This is a genomic window from Halomonas sp. H10-9-1, assembly GCF_040147005.1.
Classification (GTDB): domain Bacteria; phylum Pseudomonadota; class Gammaproteobacteria; order Pseudomonadales; family Halomonadaceae; genus Halomonas.
Genome location: NZ_JAMSHO010000001.1, coordinates 3214073 through 3229181 on the forward strand (window position 1 = coordinate 3214073; position 15109 = coordinate 3229181).

General features: G+C 68.0%; 12 protein-coding genes. 8 read left to right on the forward strand and 4 right to left on the reverse strand.

Features of this window, described 5'->3' with window-relative positions; translation table 11 throughout:
- Positions 1–128 precede the first annotated feature (128 nt).
- From NFH66_RS14890 to NFH66_RS14900, 3 genes are read left to right on the forward strand one after another with little or no spacing between them, the layout of a single operon-like run.
- Positions 129–914, forward strand: a complete 786-nt coding sequence (locus tag NFH66_RS14890) for a GntR family transcriptional regulator (RefSeq protein WP_349610956.1) — start codon at positions 129–131, stop codon at positions 912–914.
- Entirely contained in the window at positions 911–2833 is a 1923-nt protein-coding gene (locus NFH66_RS14895; RefSeq protein ID WP_349610957.1) for a sensor histidine kinase, read from the forward strand. Before NFH66_RS14890 ends, NFH66_RS14895 begins: the two co-directional genes overlap by 4 nt.
- Complete coding sequence (locus tag NFH66_RS14900; protein WP_349610958.1) at positions 2826–4208, forward strand: sigma-54-dependent transcriptional regulator; 1383 nt, start codon at positions 2826–2828, stop codon at positions 4206–4208. Before NFH66_RS14895 ends, NFH66_RS14900 begins: the two co-directional genes overlap by 8 nt.
- Here NFH66_RS14900 and NFH66_RS14905 read toward each other — a convergent pair.
- The 3 genes from NFH66_RS14905 to NFH66_RS14915 all read right to left on the reverse strand — a co-directional run bounded on the left by NFH66_RS14905 (position 4184) and on the right by NFH66_RS14915 (position 6917).
- The gene (locus tag NFH66_RS14905; RefSeq protein ID WP_349610959.1) at positions 4184–4855 is read right to left on the reverse strand and encodes a metal-dependent hydrolase; all 672 of its coding nucleotides are present in this window, start codon (positions 4853–4855) and stop codon (positions 4184–4186) included. The genes NFH66_RS14900 and NFH66_RS14905 overlap by 25 nt on opposite strands.
- 127 nt (positions 4856–4982) lie before the next feature.
- A complete protein-coding gene (locus NFH66_RS14910; protein ID WP_349610960.1) occupies positions 4983–5534 on the reverse strand; it encodes a gamma carbonic anhydrase family protein in 552 nt (183 codons plus the stop codon).
- Positions 5535–5576: 42 nt separating this feature from the next.
- Positions 5577–6917: a sodium-dependent transporter gene (locus NFH66_RS14915; RefSeq protein ID WP_349610961.1), complete on the reverse strand. Its 1341-nt coding sequence runs from the start codon at positions 6915–6917 to the stop codon at positions 5577–5579.
- Positions 6918–7072: 155 nt separating this feature from the next.
- Here NFH66_RS14915 and prlC point away from each other — a divergent pair, with 155 nt between their 5' ends.
- From prlC to NFH66_RS14935, 4 genes are all read left to right on the forward strand, one after another.
- Positions 7073–9121: an oligopeptidase A gene (prlC, locus tag NFH66_RS14920; RefSeq protein ID WP_349610962.1), complete on the forward strand. Its 2049-nt coding sequence runs from the start codon at positions 7073–7075 to the stop codon at positions 9119–9121.
- Positions 9122–9172: 51 nt separating this feature from the next.
- Positions 9173–9418, forward strand: coding sequence for a YheV family putative zinc ribbon protein (locus NFH66_RS14925; protein ID WP_349610964.1), 246 nt, complete (start codon positions 9173–9175; stop codon positions 9416–9418).
- Between the two features lie 372 nt (positions 9419–9790).
- Positions 9791–10774: a TAXI family TRAP transporter solute-binding subunit gene (locus NFH66_RS14930; protein ID WP_349610965.1), complete on the forward strand. Its 984-nt coding sequence runs from the start codon at positions 9791–9793 to the stop codon at positions 10772–10774.
- A gap of 87 nt (positions 10775–10861) precedes the next feature.
- Positions 10862–13054, forward strand: coding sequence for a TRAP transporter permease (locus NFH66_RS14935; protein WP_349610966.1), 2193 nt, complete (start codon positions 10862–10864; stop codon positions 13052–13054).
- A 108-nt stretch (positions 13055–13162) separates the two neighbouring features.
- Here the strand turns inward: NFH66_RS14935 and metF are convergent, their stop codons facing one another.
- A complete protein-coding gene (gene metF / locus NFH66_RS14940) occupies positions 13163–14005 on the reverse strand; it encodes a methylenetetrahydrofolate reductase [NAD(P)H] (RefSeq protein WP_349610967.1) in 843 nt (280 codons plus the stop codon).
- A gap of 161 nt (positions 14006–14166) precedes the next feature.
- Here metF and NFH66_RS14945 point away from each other — a divergent pair, with 161 nt between their 5' ends.
- Positions 14167–15102 (forward strand): AEC family transporter, encoded by a 936-nt coding sequence (locus tag NFH66_RS14945; protein WP_349610968.1) that lies wholly within the window; start codon positions 14167–14169, stop codon positions 15100–15102.
- The last annotated feature ends 7 nt before the right edge of the window (positions 15103–15109 follow it).

Consider the following 15109-nt stretch of genomic DNA (forward strand, 5'->3'; position numbering starts at 1 on the left):
TGAATTACTGGGGGTAATCGCATTCTCTCCGGAGTGGATTCGGAACAGGATATTGGTAATACCAATATCCTGGCGTAAGATAGCGCCACATAGACCCTCGATTCCCCAAGCACCGCCGGAGCCTCGCCATGGCCTACCCGCCCCTGCGCCAGCCTCGCCTGGCCGACGTGATCACTGAGCGTCTCGAAGCGATGATCCTCGAAGGCAGCCTCCAGCCCGGCCAGAAACTGCCCCCCGAGCGCGAGCTTGCCGAGCGCTTCAACGTCTCGCGCCCCTCGCTGCGCGAAGCCATCCAGAAACTCTCTGCCCGGGGCCTGCTGACCAGCCGCCAGGGGGGTGGCACCTATATCAGCGAAGAGCTCAACAGCGGCTACAGCGACCCGCTGCTGGAGATGCTCTCGCGCCACGGCGAATTCCACCTGGACCTGCTGGAGTTTCGCGATGCCATGGAGGGCATCTCGGCCTACTACGCCGCATTGCGCTCGACCCCTACCGACAAGGCTCTGCTGATCCGCCGCTTCGAGGAGCTGGAGGCGTGCTTCAAGGGGCGTGACCCGGCCGAGGAGGCCAGGGCCGATGCCGCCTTCCACCTGGCCATCGCCGAGTCCGCACACAACGTGCTGCTGCTGCATACCATTCGCGGCATCTTCCACCTGCTGGAGCGTAGCATCGTCGACAACCTCGCTTACCTCTTCGAGAAGCCGGATGCCCGCCCCCAATTGATGGTCCAGCACCGTGCGCTGCTCGATGCCATCCTCGAGGGGCGCGCCGAGGATGCCAGGGCTCGCGCCCATGAACACCTGGTGTTCGTCGAGGAGGGGCTACTCGAGGTGGAACGTGCCGAGACCCGTGCCCAACGCGCCCTGCGACGCGCCCAGGCGATGCCTGCGCCACGCCGTGAAGGAAGCACATGACGGCGCTGGAACACGCGCCGCGGCCACCCAGGCGCTGGCGGCGCTGGCTGTGGTTGCTCGCCCCGCTGGGTCTCGCCCTGGTGACCTGGCAGGCCGCCGAGGTAGCCCGCCAGCAGGCGCTGCAGGAGCTTCGCCAGGATGCCGATAACGAACTGCGCCTCTCGGCCGCCGGGCTGACCGGCCACCTCTCCCGCCACGACTACCTGCCCCGCCTGCTGGCCTCCCGGGAGGCGGTACGCCGCTTCCTCTCCTCCCCGGCAAGCCAGGACCCCATGCCGCTGAACCACCTGCTCGACCGCTTCCGGGCGGCCACCGGGGTGTCCGACATCTATCTGCTCGATCGCCACGCCGATACCCTGGCGGCAAGCAACTGGCACCGCCCCAACACCTTCATCGGCCAGAACTACGCCTTCCGCAGCTACTACAGTGACGCCATCGCCGGCCGCCCGGGGCGCTTCTATGGCCTCGGCGTGCAGTCACTGGAACGTGGCTACTACTTCTCTGCTCCGGTCTGGCTGGACAATACCTCCCCCGACGCCTCCCCGGACGGCGTCATGGTGGTCAAGGTGCTGCTCGACGCCATCGAGGAGAGCTGGGCCGACCAGGAGGCCGAGCTGCTGGTCACCGACGCCGACGACATCATCTTCATGGCCAGCCGCCCGGAGCTGCGCATGGCATCCCTGGCACCGCGCTCCGCCGACGAGAGAAAGGCGCTGCTGGACACCCGCCGCTACGCCGACGAACCCCTCGACCACTCCGGCCTGGATATCCTCGAGCCAATGGATGAGCGCACTCGCCTGATCGGCTTCAGTGCGGGGCCGCTGGCCGGCGAGCGCTTCCTGGGCCTGGAGCGGGCGCTGCCCGAGTTCGGCTGGAAGATGCTGATCCTCAAGCCACTGGACTCGGTGGTCCAGGCACAGTGGGTCTCCGCCCTGCTCGCCGGCGGGCTCTACGGCATCGTGTTGCTGGGCGGCGGCTTCGGCTGGCAGCGCCTGCGACTGCGCCGTGAGCGCGAACTGTTCGCCGAGCGCGAACGCCTCACCCTGGCCAGTGCCCGGGACGAGCTGGAGCGCAACGTGGCCAGCCGCACCCGCGACCTGGTCGAGACCAACCGCCGCCTCTCCGACGAGATAGAGGAGCGCAAGCGCGCCGAGGCGGACCTGCGCCGCACCCGCGACGAGCTGATCCAGGCCGCCAAGCTGGCGGTGCTCGGCCAGTTGGCGGCCGGCATCAACCACGAGCTCAACCAGCCGCTGGCCGCCATCCGCGCCTACGCCGAGAACGCCCGCGCCTTCCTCGCTCGCGAGCGCCTGGAGAGCGTCGACCGCAACCTGGCCGAGATCGTCGAGCTGACCAGTCGCATGGCCGAGATCAGCGCCCAGTTGCGCCAGTTCTCGCGCAAGGGCGACGAGCGGCGCAGTGCGGTGTCGGTCACCGACTGCTTCGAGTATGCCCTGCGCCTCTTCCAGACACGGCTGCAGGAGACCGGCGTGCATGTGGAGCGACGCTTCCCCGCGTCGCCGGCATGGGTCAACGCCGACCCGGTGCGCCTGGAGCAGGTACTGGTCAACCTGATCGGCAACGCCCTGCAGGCCATGGCCGGGCGTGACACCCAGCGGCTGACGCTGCGGGTAGAGGCGGACAGCGCCCAGGTGCAGCTGGCAGTCGAGGACAGCGGACCCGGCATCCCCCCGGAGCAGCTGACGCGGATCTTCGAGCCCTTTTTCACCACCAAGTCCCCGGGCAGCGGCCTGGGGCTTGGGCTCTCCATCTCATCGCGTATCATCGACGACCTGGGCGGCCGCCTCGGTGCCGAGACCCTCCCCGCAGGCGGCGCCCGCTTCACCATTCGGCTGCCCCAGGAGCACCTCGCCTCCGCCCCGCCTTGCCCCGATCAGGAGAGCCTGCCCCATGCATGACGCGATCGATATTCCGGTGATGGTCGTCGACGACGAGCCCCACCTGCGCATCAGCGCCGGCCAGACCCTGGAGCTGGCCGGCTACGCGCCGGCGCCCTACGCCGGTGCCGATGCCGCCCTGGACGCCCTCGAGAGCGACTTCCCCGGCGTCATCGTCAGCGATATCCGCATGCCCGGCATGGACGGCATGGCGCTGCTGCGCGAGGTCCGCCGCCGCGACCCCGACCTGCCGGTGATCCTGATCACCGGGCATGGCGACATCTCCACCGCCGTGGAGGCCATGCGCGAGGGGGCCTGGGACTTCCTGGAGAAGCCCTTCGCCGCCGAGCGGCTGGTGGAGGTGGTGCGCCGCGGCGTGGAGAAGCGTCGACTCAGCCTCGAGAACCGCCGGCTACGCGCCGAACTCGAGGCTCAACAGGCGGCCCCCGGCCCTCGGCTGGTGGGGCGCACCCCGGCCATCCAGCGCCTGGCGAGCATGGTCCAGCGCATCAGCCAGGTGGAGGCGGACGTGCTGCTGTTCGGCGAGACCGGTGCCGGCAAGGACCTGGTCGCGCGCGCCATCCATGAACGCAGTGCACGCTCCGGCCACCCCTTCATGGCCATCAACTGCGGCGCGGTGCCCGAGAGCACCATTGAGTCGGAGTTGTTCGGCCACGAGAAGGGCGCCTTCACTGGCGCCGTGGAGCGACGCATCGGCAAGTTCGAGCACGCCAGCGGCGGCACGGTGTTCCTCGACGAGATCGAGTCGATGCCGCTCTCGCTGCAGGTCAAGCTGCTGCGGGTACTGCAGGAGCGCAGCGTGGAACGCCTCGGCGCCAACGTGCCGATTCCCCTGAACATCCGCGTGATCGCCGCCACCAAGGTGGATCTCAAGGCCGCCGCCGAGGCCGGTGCATTCCGCGAGGACCTCTACTACCGCCTCGACGTGGTCACCCTGCCGATCCCGCCACTGCGCGAGCGGCGCGAGGATATCCCGCTGCTGTTCCAGCACTTCGCGGTGGTGGCCGCCAATCGCAGCGGCCTGGAGGCGCCATCCCTGGACGCCGCCGGCATCTCCGCGCTGCTCGCCCATGACTGGCCTGGCAACGTACGCGAACTGCGCAACCTCGCCGAGCGCTATGTACTGCTGGGGGCCGCCTTCGACTACCGCCTGGAGGCGCTACTGGCCGGCGCCGAGAGCGAGGCGGGCGAACTCCCGCTGCCCCAGCAGGTGGAGCTGTTCGAGAAGAGCCTGCTCGACCAGGCGCTGACCCGCCATCATGGCCGGGTCAGCCAGATCAGCGAGCGGCTCGGCCTGCCGCGCAAGACCCTCTACGACAAGCTCAGGAAGTATGGCCTGCGCGCCGAGGACTATCGCCACAGCGAAGCGCCCTGATCGAGCAGGCTACCCAGCGCGGCCCAGGCCGGTAACCAGGGCAGCAGGTTGGCGCCGGCGGCGAGCATGACGAGGGAATTGCCCGGCGAACGCCAGTCCAGCGGCTTGAGCGCGGTACCGAAGGAGCGCTTGATGCGCGCTCCGGTGAGATCGACGCTGTAGAGCTCATCGAGCAGCAGATGGAGCACGAAGCCCAGCGACAGCGCCAGGCCGTGGCCCCAGGCCAGCACATCGGGCTGTGTCATCAACCGGTGGCTGAGCGCCGTGGTCGCCAGGCCACAGAGGGCCGCCGCCAGCAGCGAATGCCAGACGCCACGATGCACGGTGAGGCGGGCGAACAGCGCCCCGGCGAGGTGGCGCACCCCTAGGTAAAGGGCACCACAGGCCAGCAGCAGGCCGCCGATGGAGAGCCGCCCCTGCAACAGCAAGGCGCCGGCCACCACGGCGGTGACCGCCAACAGGTTGAAGACCAGGCGAATCGCCTTGGAACTGTCGGCATCGATGTCGGGCAGAATCCCGCCGAAGGTCACCAGCGCCAGCATCGGCAAGGCCTGCCAGGCATCCCACAGCCCCGCCTGCCAACCGCCGTGGGCGAGCACGACACCGCCGGCGGCGGCCACGCCAAGGTGGGTGCGGAAATCGGCCATGCGGGGGCGACCCTCGAAAAACTGGATAAATTACCAGATTATCGCTCGCTCCGACATGCACAAACAATGGCTTAGGAAATTATTCCCATCACCGCCAGATACTCACCCTTGGGCCTGAGCCAGGTAGTCATCCTTGAGCCTGACCCAGGTAGTCGTCCTTGAGCTTGACATAGTTGCCGGCGGTATAGGGGAAGAACTCGCGCTCCTTCTCCTTGAGCGGGCGCAGCGCCCTGGCCGGATTGCCGGCATAGACATGGCCGCCCTCCAGGTGCTTGCCCGGAGGCACCACGGCGCCGGCGGCAATGATCACTTCGTCCTCCACCACCGCGCCATCCATGACGATGGCGCCCATGCCCACCAGGATCCGGCTGCCCAGGGTGGCGCCATGCAGGATCGCCTTGTGGCCGATGGTCACGTCGTCGCCCACGGTCAGCGGGTAGCCGCCGGGGTTGAAGTCGCTGGCGTGGGTGATATGCAGTACGCAGCCATCCTGCACGCTGACCCGCGCACCGATGCGGATGCGCTGCATGTCGCCACGGATCACCGCCATGGGCCATACCGAGCAGTCATCGCCCAACGTCACATCGCCGAGCACGAGGCTCGCCGGGTCGATATAGACCCGCTCCCCCAACTGTGGCCGCTTGCCCTTCCAGGCCCGGATGGCTTTCGCTTCGCTCATCATGCTCTCCTCTGGTTCAGCGCCCCGATGGTGCGCCGGAAGTCAGGTCAGTCCGGCCACCAATACTATCAGCGTCAGCGGAATGGCGACCCAGCGGGTCACCGCGCGCCATAGCGCGAAGCCACTCTCGCCTGCGCCCAAGGCGCGACGCGCCGTGGCCTCAGGCACCACCCAGGCGGCGAAGATGGCGATCAGCAGGCCGCCCAGGGGCAGGAAGACCTCCGGCGGGATGGTGCTGACCAGCTCGAAGCCGTTCATGCCCAGCAGCGGCCGCCACTCGGCCAGGCTCGAGAAGGAGAACACCGTCAGCAACCCCAGCAGCCATACCGCCAGGCCCACCAGGGCCGCGGCGACGCCACGCGATAGGCCCAGGCCCTGCAACGTGGAGACCATGGGCTCGGCCAGGTTGATCGACGAGGTCCAGGTCGCCAGCAGCAACAGCAGGAAGAAGAGGCTCAGCCACAGCGCTCCCCAGGGCAGTTCGGCGAAGGCGATGGGCAGGGTGACGAACATCAGCCCGGGGCCCTCACCGGGGTCCATGCCCTGGGAGAACACCACCGAGAAGATCGCGATGCCGGCGAGCAGCGCCACGCTGACATCGAGCACCGCCACGGCCCCCACCGCCCGCGGCAGGCTCTGTTGGTCCGGCATATAGGCGCCGTAGGCCATCAACGCGCAGGCGCCCACCGCCAGGGTGAAGAAGGCATGACCCATGGCATGCATCACCACCAGCGGGGTCACCGCCGAGAGGTCGGGTTGGAAGAGCCAGATCAGGGCGGTGCCGAAGCCATCGGTGGTAGCCGCGTAGCCCGCCAGCAGCAGTAGCAGCAGATAGAGCAGCGGCATCAGCAGGTTGTTGAGGCGCTCCAGCCCCTTGGCCACGCCGGCGGCCACCACCAGCATGGTCATCACCAGGAACAGGGTGTGGTTGAGGGTCATGCGCGCGGGGTCGGCGAGGAAGGCGTCGAAGCCGGCGCCGATCTCGGCGGGAGCGGCGCCGTGGAAGTCGCCGTTGATGGAGGCCACCAGGAACTCGATGGACCAGCCGGAGACCACCGAGTAGAAGGAGAGGATGCAGAACACCGTGACGGCGCCGAACAGCCCCAACCAGCGCCAGTGGCGGCTGGCCCCTGCGGCGGCGGCCAGGTGCCCGAGTGAGCCCACCGGGCTGCGGCGGCCCGCGCGACCCACCATGATCTCGGCCATCATCACCGGCAGCCCCAGCAGCAGCACGAAGGCCACATAGAGCACCAGGAAGGCGGCGCCGCCGTTCTCTCCGGTGATATAAGGGAAGCGCCAGATGTTGCCCAGCCCCACCGCCGCCCCGGTGACCGCCAGGATGAAGGCACGCCGCGTGCTCCAGCGCTCCAGTGTCTCGCTCATCGTCGATTCTCCCACCATGCGGCGTGCGGGGAACCGCACGCATGAAAGCCAGCAAGCCTAGCAGCCCGCCCCCACACGGCAAACCCTGCCACCGATTGAAACTCGTCCCGTGCGCCCTCATCTTGTGGGCATCCACTCCATGATTCGAGGTACGCATGCCCCGCAACCCCCTGCTCGAGACCCACGAGCTCCCCCCCTTCGAGGCCATCCGTCCCGAGCACGTGGTGCCGGCCATCGACGAGATCCTCGTCGACAACCGCCGGGGCATCGAGGCGCTGGTCGAGCGCGCCAAGCAGGCGCCGCCCAGTTGGGAGAGCCTGGCCGCGCCGCTGGAGTCACTGAACGACCGTCTGTCACGCGCCTGGTCGCCGGTCTCCCACCTCAACGGCACCATGAACAATCCCGAGCTTCGCGAGGCCTACCAGGCCTGCCTGGGCAAGCTCTCCGAGTACAGCACCTGGCTGGGTCAGCACGAGGGGCTGTTCCGCGCCTGGCAGGCACTGAAGGAAGGCCCCGCCTGGGAGTCACTGGACGACGCCCAGCGCCGCACCGTGGACAACACCCTGCGCGACTTCCGCCTCGCCGGTGTCGACCTGCCCGCCGACAAGAAGCGCCGCTACGGCGAGATCAAGGCGCGCCTCTCCGAGCTCTCCAACACCTTCTCCAACCAGCTGCTCGATGCCACCCAGGCCTGGCACCTCGACCTGGCCGATGCAACGCGCCTGGCCGGCCTGCCCGAGAGTGGCTTGGCCAGCCTGCGTGCCAACGCCGAGGCCAAGGGGCTGGAGGGCTATCGCATCACCCTCGACTTCCCCAGCTTTTTCCCGGTGGTCACCTACGCCGACGATCGCGAGCTGCGCCGCGAGGTCTACACCGCCTTCGTCACCCGCGCATCGAACCAGGGCCCTGACGCCGGTCGCTTCGACAACGCCCCGCTGATGGAGGAGATCCTCGCCCTGCGTCGCGAGCTGGCCGAACTGCTGGGCTTCACCACCTACGCCGACTACTCGCTTGCGACCAAGATGGCCGACTCCCCGGCCGAAGTGCAGGCCTTCCTGGAGGATCTGGCCCGGCGCGCCGTGCCCCAGGCCCGGGAGGAGTTCGCCGAACTCGAGGCCTTCGCCCACGACACCCTGGGCATGGGCGAGCTGACCCCCTGGGACATCGGCTACGCCAGCGAGAAGCTGCGCGAGGAGCGTCACGCCATCAACGAGGAGCAGCTGCGCCCCTACTTCCCGGCCCCGCGGGTGGTGGAGGGGCTGTTCCAGGTGGTCGAACGACTGTTCGGCATCACCTTCCGCGAGGATGACCAGGCACCGCGCTATCATCCGGACGTGCGCTTCTTCCGCATCCTGGAGCAGGGCGAGCCCATCGCCGGCTTCTATCTCGACCTCTACGCCCGGGAAGGCAAGCGCGGCGGCGCCTGGATGGACGAGTGTCGGGTACGCCGCCACGAGGGCGACGCCCTGCAGTTGCCGGTGGCCTACCTGACCTGCAACTTCACCCGCCCGGTGGGCAACCGGCCGGCCCTGCTCACCCACGACGAGGTGACCACCCTGTTCCACGAGTTCGGCCACGGCCTGCACCATATGCTGACCCTGCAGACCATCGCCGACATCTCTGGCATCAACGGGGTGGCCTGGGACGCCGTGGAGTTGCCCAGCCAGTTCATGGAGAACTACTGCTGGGAGCGCGAGGGGCTCGACCTGATCGCCGGCCACGTCGACAGCGGCGAGCCGCTGCCTGCCGAGCTGCTCGCCAAGCTGCAGGCGGCCCGCAACTTCCAGTCCGCCATGGGCATGGTGCGCCAGCTGGAGTTCTCGCTGTTCGACCTGCGCCTGCACCACGAACTCGAGGCCCCCTCCGCCGACGACATCCAGGCGCTGCTCGACGCGGTGCGCGACGGCGTCTCGGTGGTGCCAAGGGCCGCCTTCAACCGCTTCCAGAACGGCTTCGGGCATATTTTTGCCGGCGGCTACGCGGCGGGCTACTACAGCTACAAGTGGGCCGAGGTGCTCTCCGCCGACGCCTGGAGCGCCTTCGAGGAAGCGGGTATCTTCGACCCCGAGACCGGACGGCGCTTCCGCAGCGAGATCCTCGAGCAGGGCGGCGCCCGCGACGCCGCCGAACTCTTCGAGGCGTTCCGCGGCCGCGCACCCAGCGTCGAGCCGCTGCTGCGCCACAGCGGCATTCGCGCCAGCTGATCCTTCGTCATCCCCCGGCCCGGCCCCGAGCCGGGCCTTACAGGAGTCCCCATGGCCGTCCAGAAACGCTTTATCGCCGGTGCCATCTGCCCCCGCTGCGCCGAGATGGACCGTATCCGCAGCTGGGAGCAGAACGGCATCCGCTACCGCGAGTGCGTCAACTGCGACTTCTTCGAGCAGTTGCCCATCGAGGAGCAGGCCGCCCCGGAGCTTGCCACCCGCGTCAACCGTCCCCACGAGGAGGAGAGCGCCGCAGACTTCCAGACCGTCAGGATCCTCGACCCCAAGGGACGCTGAGGTGGCCCGCCAAGGAGTGGCTCGGGCCCTGCTGATGCTGCCGCGGACTCCACGCCTGGCGTCCTCCCCTGCCGCCGCTGACACTGTGCGGTTTTCCGCACAGTGTCAGCGGAGCTGCGTGCGGAAAACCGCCACCTAGACGCCTGCCGAGATTCGACCAAGGTCTCAATTGACCATTTCAGTTTATTGAAATAATTGACCTTTCTTGCGAATGGTTCGACTCTTGCCATGTAATAGGATGAACATCCTACGTTGAAAACCGTATCCCGCCGTCGACGGCACTCCCGGCCAGAGCTACCAGACTGACAGGGCTCCCGCCGGGCACCAGAGACCCGGGACATCACCAACGCCAACATGCAATGGAGTCACGCCATGCGCCTTCTCTCCACCAAGCTGCTCGCCGGTACCGTCGCCGGCACCCTGCTGGTCGCCGCCTCGGCCTCGGCCCAGGACCGCAGCGACTGGCCCGACAACTTTACCGTGGGCACCGCCAGCCAGGGCGGCACCTACTTCGTCTACGGCTCCGGCTGGGCCAACCTGCTCGCCGACGAACTGGGACTCTCCGGCGGCGGCGAGGTCACCGGCGGCCCCAACCAGAACCTCGCCCTGGTGCACACCGGTGAGCTGGCGCTCGGTCTGACCACCATGGGTCCCGCCGCCGAGGCCCTGGCCGGCGAGAGCCCGCTGGCCCCCGGCATCCCGATGGACAACGTCTGTGCGCTGTTCCCGATGTACGAGACCCCCTTCTCGATCACCGCCCTGTCCGACAGCGGCATCACGTCGATCGCCGACATCCCCGACGGTGCCAGCATCGGCTTCGGCCCGGCGGCCTCCACCTCCGACACTTACTTCCCGGCCATCCTCGAAGAGCTGGGTGTCAATTTCGATCGCCGCAACGGCGGCTGGAACGACCTGGGCGGCCAGCTTCAGGACGGCCTGATCGATGTCATCGCCTTCGCCGCTGGCATCCCGATTCCCGCGGTCAGCCAGCTCGAGGTGCAGACCGACATCAACATCGTCGAGTTCACCGAAGAGGAACAGGCCAAGGTCCTCGAGGCGTTCCCGGTCTCGCCGTTCATGATCCCGGCCAGCACCTACCAGACCCTCGAGGAGGATGCCCGCGCCGTCTCCATGTGGAACTTCACCATCGCCGGCTGTGACCTGCCCGAGGACTTCGTCTACGAGATCACCAAGCTGAGCATGGAGAACAACGACAAGATGCTGGACGTCCACCGCAGCGCCGCGACCAGCATCCCGGAGAACATCCAGTACAACACCGTGCTGCCGTTCCACCCGGGCGCCACGCGCTGGTACGAGGAGAACGGCTATGAGGTCCCCGACGCCCTGAAGCTGTAAGCCGTCCCACCCCGGACGCCGCCTCGGCTCGCCCAGCGATCCGGGGCGGCGTGCTCGTCGTTTCGCCCCACACCCAAGGGTGTTTCCATGTCGCACTCCCCCGATTCCCGAGACGACGTCGCCGCCGACGACGTCATCCAGCCCATCAACGCCGAGGGCGTCGATGAGGTCGCCGCCGAATCCAACCGGCGGCTCTATGGCGGCTGGCAGTGGCTGCTGTTCGGCGCCCTGGCCATTGCCTACTCGCTGTTCCACCTGGTCTCGCTGAACGTCTACCCGCTGGAGACCTGGTCGTTTCGCATCCTGCATATCGCCGGCGCCCTGGTCCTCGGCTTCGGCTTCTATGCCGGCACCCGTTTCGCCGACCAGGAACGCGAACGCTCCGCCACCTGGATGCGTTGGCTGAGCTATGCCCTGCTGATCCCGGCGCTCTATACCCTGGTGCGGGTGGTGATGATGTACCAGGCGATCAACGCAGGCGCCCTGCGCATCGCCCCGGAGATCGAGGCCTGGCACTTCGGCTATCCGCTGATGCTGACCACCGCCGCCGCCATCCTGCTCTCCTGGCGCTACCGCCAGGTGCGCGAGGCTCTCTCCCCCGCCGATCTGGTGCTGATGGTCTGCTCCCTGTCGGTGGCCGGCTACCTGCTGGTGATGTTCAACAGCCCGTTGCGCGCCTCCACCGGCACCCCCTTCGCGCCCGTCGGCATCTCCTATGCGGCCATCGCCGGCTCGCTGCTGATCCTCGAGCTGACCCGCCGGGTCGCGGGCCTGGCACTGGTGGTCATCTCGGCCATCTTCCTGATCTACGTGTTCGCCGGCCCCTACCTACCGGGCTTCCTGGGCTACCCTGGGCTGTCTCTCAACCGCTTCTTCAGCCAGGTCTACACCGACGCCGGCATCCTCGGGCCGACCACCGCGGTCTCCTCCACCTATATCATCCTGTTCATCATCTTCGCGGCCTTCCTGCAGGCCTCCAAGGTCGGCGACTACTTCGTCAACTTCGCCTTCGCCGCCGCCGGCCGCGCCCGTGGTGGCCCCGCCAAGGTGTCGATCTTCGCCTCCGGCCTGATGGGCATGATCAACGGCACCTCGGCCGGCAACGTGGTCTCCACCGGCTCGCTGACCATCCCGCTGATGAAGAAGGTGGGCTACTCGGCACGCAGCGCCGGCGCCATCGAGGCCGCCGCCTCCACCGGTGGGCAGATCATGCCGCCGATCATGGGCGCCGGCGCCTTCATCATGGCCGAAGTCACCGGCATCCCCTACACCGAGATCGCCGTGGCGGCGTTGATTCCCGCCATCCTCTACTTCCTCTCGATCTACTGCATGGTGGACTTCGAGGCGGCCCGCAAGGGCATGCGCGGCATGCGCAAGGAGGAGATTCCGCAGTTCCGCCGCCTGGTCAAGCAGGCCTACCTGTTCACCCCGATCATCATCCTGATCGTCGCCCTGTTCATGGGCTACTCGGTGATCCGCGCCGGCACCCTGGCCACTGCCTCGGCGGCCGTGGTGAGCTGGCTCACTCCCCACCGGATGGGGCTGCGCGCCATCCTCACGGCGCTGCAACTGGCCGGCAGCATGTCGATCCAGATCATCGCCGTGTGCGCCTGCGCCGGTCTGATCGTCGGCGTCATCGCCCTGACCGGGGTCGGCGCACGCTTCTCCTCGCTGCTGCTCGGCCTGGCCGGGGTCAGCCAGTTGCTGGCGCTGTTCTTCGCCATGTGCATCTCGATTCTGCTGGGCATGGGCATGCCGACGACCGCCGCCTATGCGGTGGCGGCCTCGGTGGTCGCCCCGGGCCTGATCGGCATCGGCATCCAGCCGCTGGTGGCGCACTTCTTCGTGTTCTACTTCGCGGTGGTCTCGGCGATCACGCCGCCGGTGGCGCTGGCCTCCTACGCCGCGGCGGGCATCTCCGGCGACAATGCCATGGGCACCTCGGTGGCCTCCTTCAAGATCGGCCTGGCCGCCTTCATCGTGCCCTTCATGTTCTTCTACAGCCCGGCCATGCTGATGGAAGGCTCCTGGCTGCAGATCCTGCGGGTCGGCGTCACCGCCACCCTGGGCATCGTGCTGCTGGCCGCCGTCGTGCAGGCCTGGTTCTTCGGCCCGGTGAAACTCTGGCAGCGGCTGGCGATGCTGGTGGGCGCGCTGTTCATGATCTATGGCGGCATCGTCACCGATATCGCCGGCCTGGCCATCGGCGCGGTGTTGCTGCTGATGCAGCGCCGCCTGCATGGCGGCAACGGCGCCTCCCCCACGGCGACCTCCGGCTAGGTGCCCGCTTCCGGCGCCTGACCGCACCGCCCCAACCGACCCACCTGACGCAGCGAGCCCCGCCAACTGGCGGGGCTCGCTGCATTACGCCGGGTCATCGCGACCGCGTCAGCCGACGATATTATCGATGATCCGCAGGCTGGGCGCGGCCTGGTTGAGGGTGTAGAAGTGCAGGCCCGGCGCGCCGCCATCGAGCAGGCGCTGGCAGAGGCGTGAGATCACCTCCTCGCCGAAGGCAGCGATGGACTCGCTGTCGTCGCCGTAGGCCTCGAGCTGCTTGCGTATCCAGCGCGGGATCTCGGCGCCGCAGGCATCGGAGAAACGCGCCAGCTTGGTGTAGTTGGTGATGGGCATGATGCCCGGCACGATGGGCGCCTCGACGCCCAGGGCACGGGCCCGCTCGACGAAGTGGAAATAGGCGTCGGCATTGAAGAAGTACTGGGTGATGGCGAGGTTGGCACCGGCCTTCACCTTGCGCGCGAAGTTCTCGACATCGTGCCCGAAGCTGGGCGCCTGGGGATGCGACTCGGGATAGGCGGCCACGGCGATCTCGAAGTGGTCGCCGGTCTCCTCACGAATGAACTCCACCAGCTCGTTGGCATAACGAAGCTCGCCGATGCCGCCCATGCCCGAGGGCAGGTCACCGCGCAGGGCCACCAGGCTGTCGATGCCCTCCTCGCGGTAGCGGGCCAGCAGGTCGCGCAGCTGCGCCTTCTCGCTACCGATGCAGGAGAGGTGCGGCGCGGTGGCGATGCCCGCCTCGCGCACCCGACGCACGGTGCTCAGGGTCCGGTCCTGGGTGGAACCACCGGCGCCGTAGGTCACCGAGAAGAAGCGCGGCCCGCGTTCGGCCAGAGCGTCGCGCACCCCGGTCAGCTTCTCGCGGCCGGCCTCGGTGTTGGGCGGGAAGAATTCGAAGCTGATACCCAGCGGGTGCTGTTGCGTGCTCATCGGGCCTCCTCATGAGTCGTTTGCATGATGAAGCCATTGTGGCCGCTCAAAGCCCTCGCCTCCAATGAAAGATTCGCGGAGCAATATCGATTACATTCATGTTGGCGCCCGCCGGCGCCACAGGCATCATGAGCCATCGAGTCATGCAACACGGAGCAGACATGCACACCATCGACCCCGGCGCCCTGATGGGCCCGCTGTGGACCCTCCTGAGCTATGTCGCCCTCGGCTGGCTGGCCGCCCGACGCCTGGCGGTGGATCCCCGCCCCATCGCCACCCTGCTGATCTACCTGGTGGCACCGCTGACCTTCTTCCGCGGCCTGGTGCAGGGTGGCCCCACCCCGGCCTACCTGCTGCTGACCCTGGCGGCCTTCATGGTGGCCAGCCTGCTCGCCCTGCTGGTACATCGCGTGACCCGCCACGACTTCGCCCCCCAGGAGAGCGCCTTGCTGGCCTTCTCGGCAGGCACCGGCAACACCGGCTACTTCGGCCTGCCGGTGGCCCTGGTGCTGCTGCCACCGGACGGGGTCACCCTCTACCTGTTCTGCGTGCTGGGCATCACCCTCTACGAGTTCACAGTGGGCTTCTACCTCAGCGCCCGGGGACAGTTTTCGGTGGCCGAGAGCCTGGCCAAGATCGTGCGCCTGCCGTTGATCTACGCTTTCCTGGCGGCGCTCGTGGTGAGCGGCCTGGGCCTCGTGGTGCCGGCGCCGGCCATGGAGGGGCTGGCGGTATTCCCGGCGACCTATACCCTGCTCGGCATGATGATCATCGGCATGACCCTGGGACGGGTATCGCTGCGGGAGGTCGACGGGCGCTTCATCGGCGCCTGCGTGGCGATCCGCTGCGTGCTCTGGCCGCTGCTGGCGCTGGGCGCGGTGGTGGGGCTGCAGGCCATCGCCCCGCTCTCACGGGAGCTGGCCATGGCGATGCTGCTGCTGGGGGTCGTACCCATGGCCGCCAACGTGGTGGTGGTGGCCATGGAGCTGGGCATCGCCCCGGCCAAGGGGGCGCTGGCGGTACTGATCACCACCCTGGCCGCGCCGCTGCTGATACCGCTCTACCTGACACTGATGATGCGCCTGACCGGGCTCTGACGGGGCG

Coding starts and splice junctions, on each gene's coding strand:
- NFH66_RS14930 (WP_349610965.1), top strand. CDS start 9,791: ATGCGCCTTCTCTCCACCAAGCTGCTCGCCGGTACCGTCGCCGGCACC.
- NFH66_RS14900 (WP_349610958.1), top strand. CDS start 2,826: ATGCATGACGCGATCGATATTCCGGTGATGGTCGTCGACGACGAGCCC.
- NFH66_RS14925 (WP_349610964.1), top strand. CDS start 9,173: ATGGCCGTCCAGAAACGCTTTATCGCCGGTGCCATCTGCCCCCGCTGC.
- NFH66_RS14915 (WP_349610961.1), bottom strand. CDS start 6,917: ATGAGCGAGACACTGGAGCGCTGGAGCACGCGGCGTGCCTTCATCCTG.
- NFH66_RS14945 (WP_349610968.1), top strand. CDS start 14,167: ATGCACACCATCGACCCCGGCGCCCTGATGGGCCCGCTGTGGACCCTC.
- NFH66_RS14935 (WP_349610966.1), top strand. CDS start 10,862: ATGTCGCACTCCCCCGATTCCCGAGACGACGTCGCCGCCGACGACGTC.
- NFH66_RS14890 (WP_349610956.1), top strand. CDS start 129: ATGGCCTACCCGCCCCTGCGCCAGCCTCGCCTGGCCGACGTGATCACT.
- metF (WP_349610967.1), bottom strand. CDS start 14,005: ATGAGCACGCAACAGCACCCGCTGGGTATCAGCTTCGAATTCTTCCCG.
- NFH66_RS14910 (WP_349610960.1), bottom strand. CDS start 5,534: ATGAGCGAAGCGAAAGCCATCCGGGCCTGGAAGGGCAAGCGGCCACAG.
- prlC (WP_349610962.1), top strand. CDS start 7,073: ATGCCCCGCAACCCCCTGCTCGAGACCCACGAGCTCCCCCCCTTCGAG.
- NFH66_RS14905 (WP_349610959.1), bottom strand. CDS start 4,855: ATGGCCGATTTCCGCACCCACCTTGGCGTGGCCGCCGCCGGCGGTGTC.
- NFH66_RS14895 (WP_349610957.1), top strand. CDS start 911: ATGACGGCGCTGGAACACGCGCCGCGGCCACCCAGGCGCTGGCGGCGC.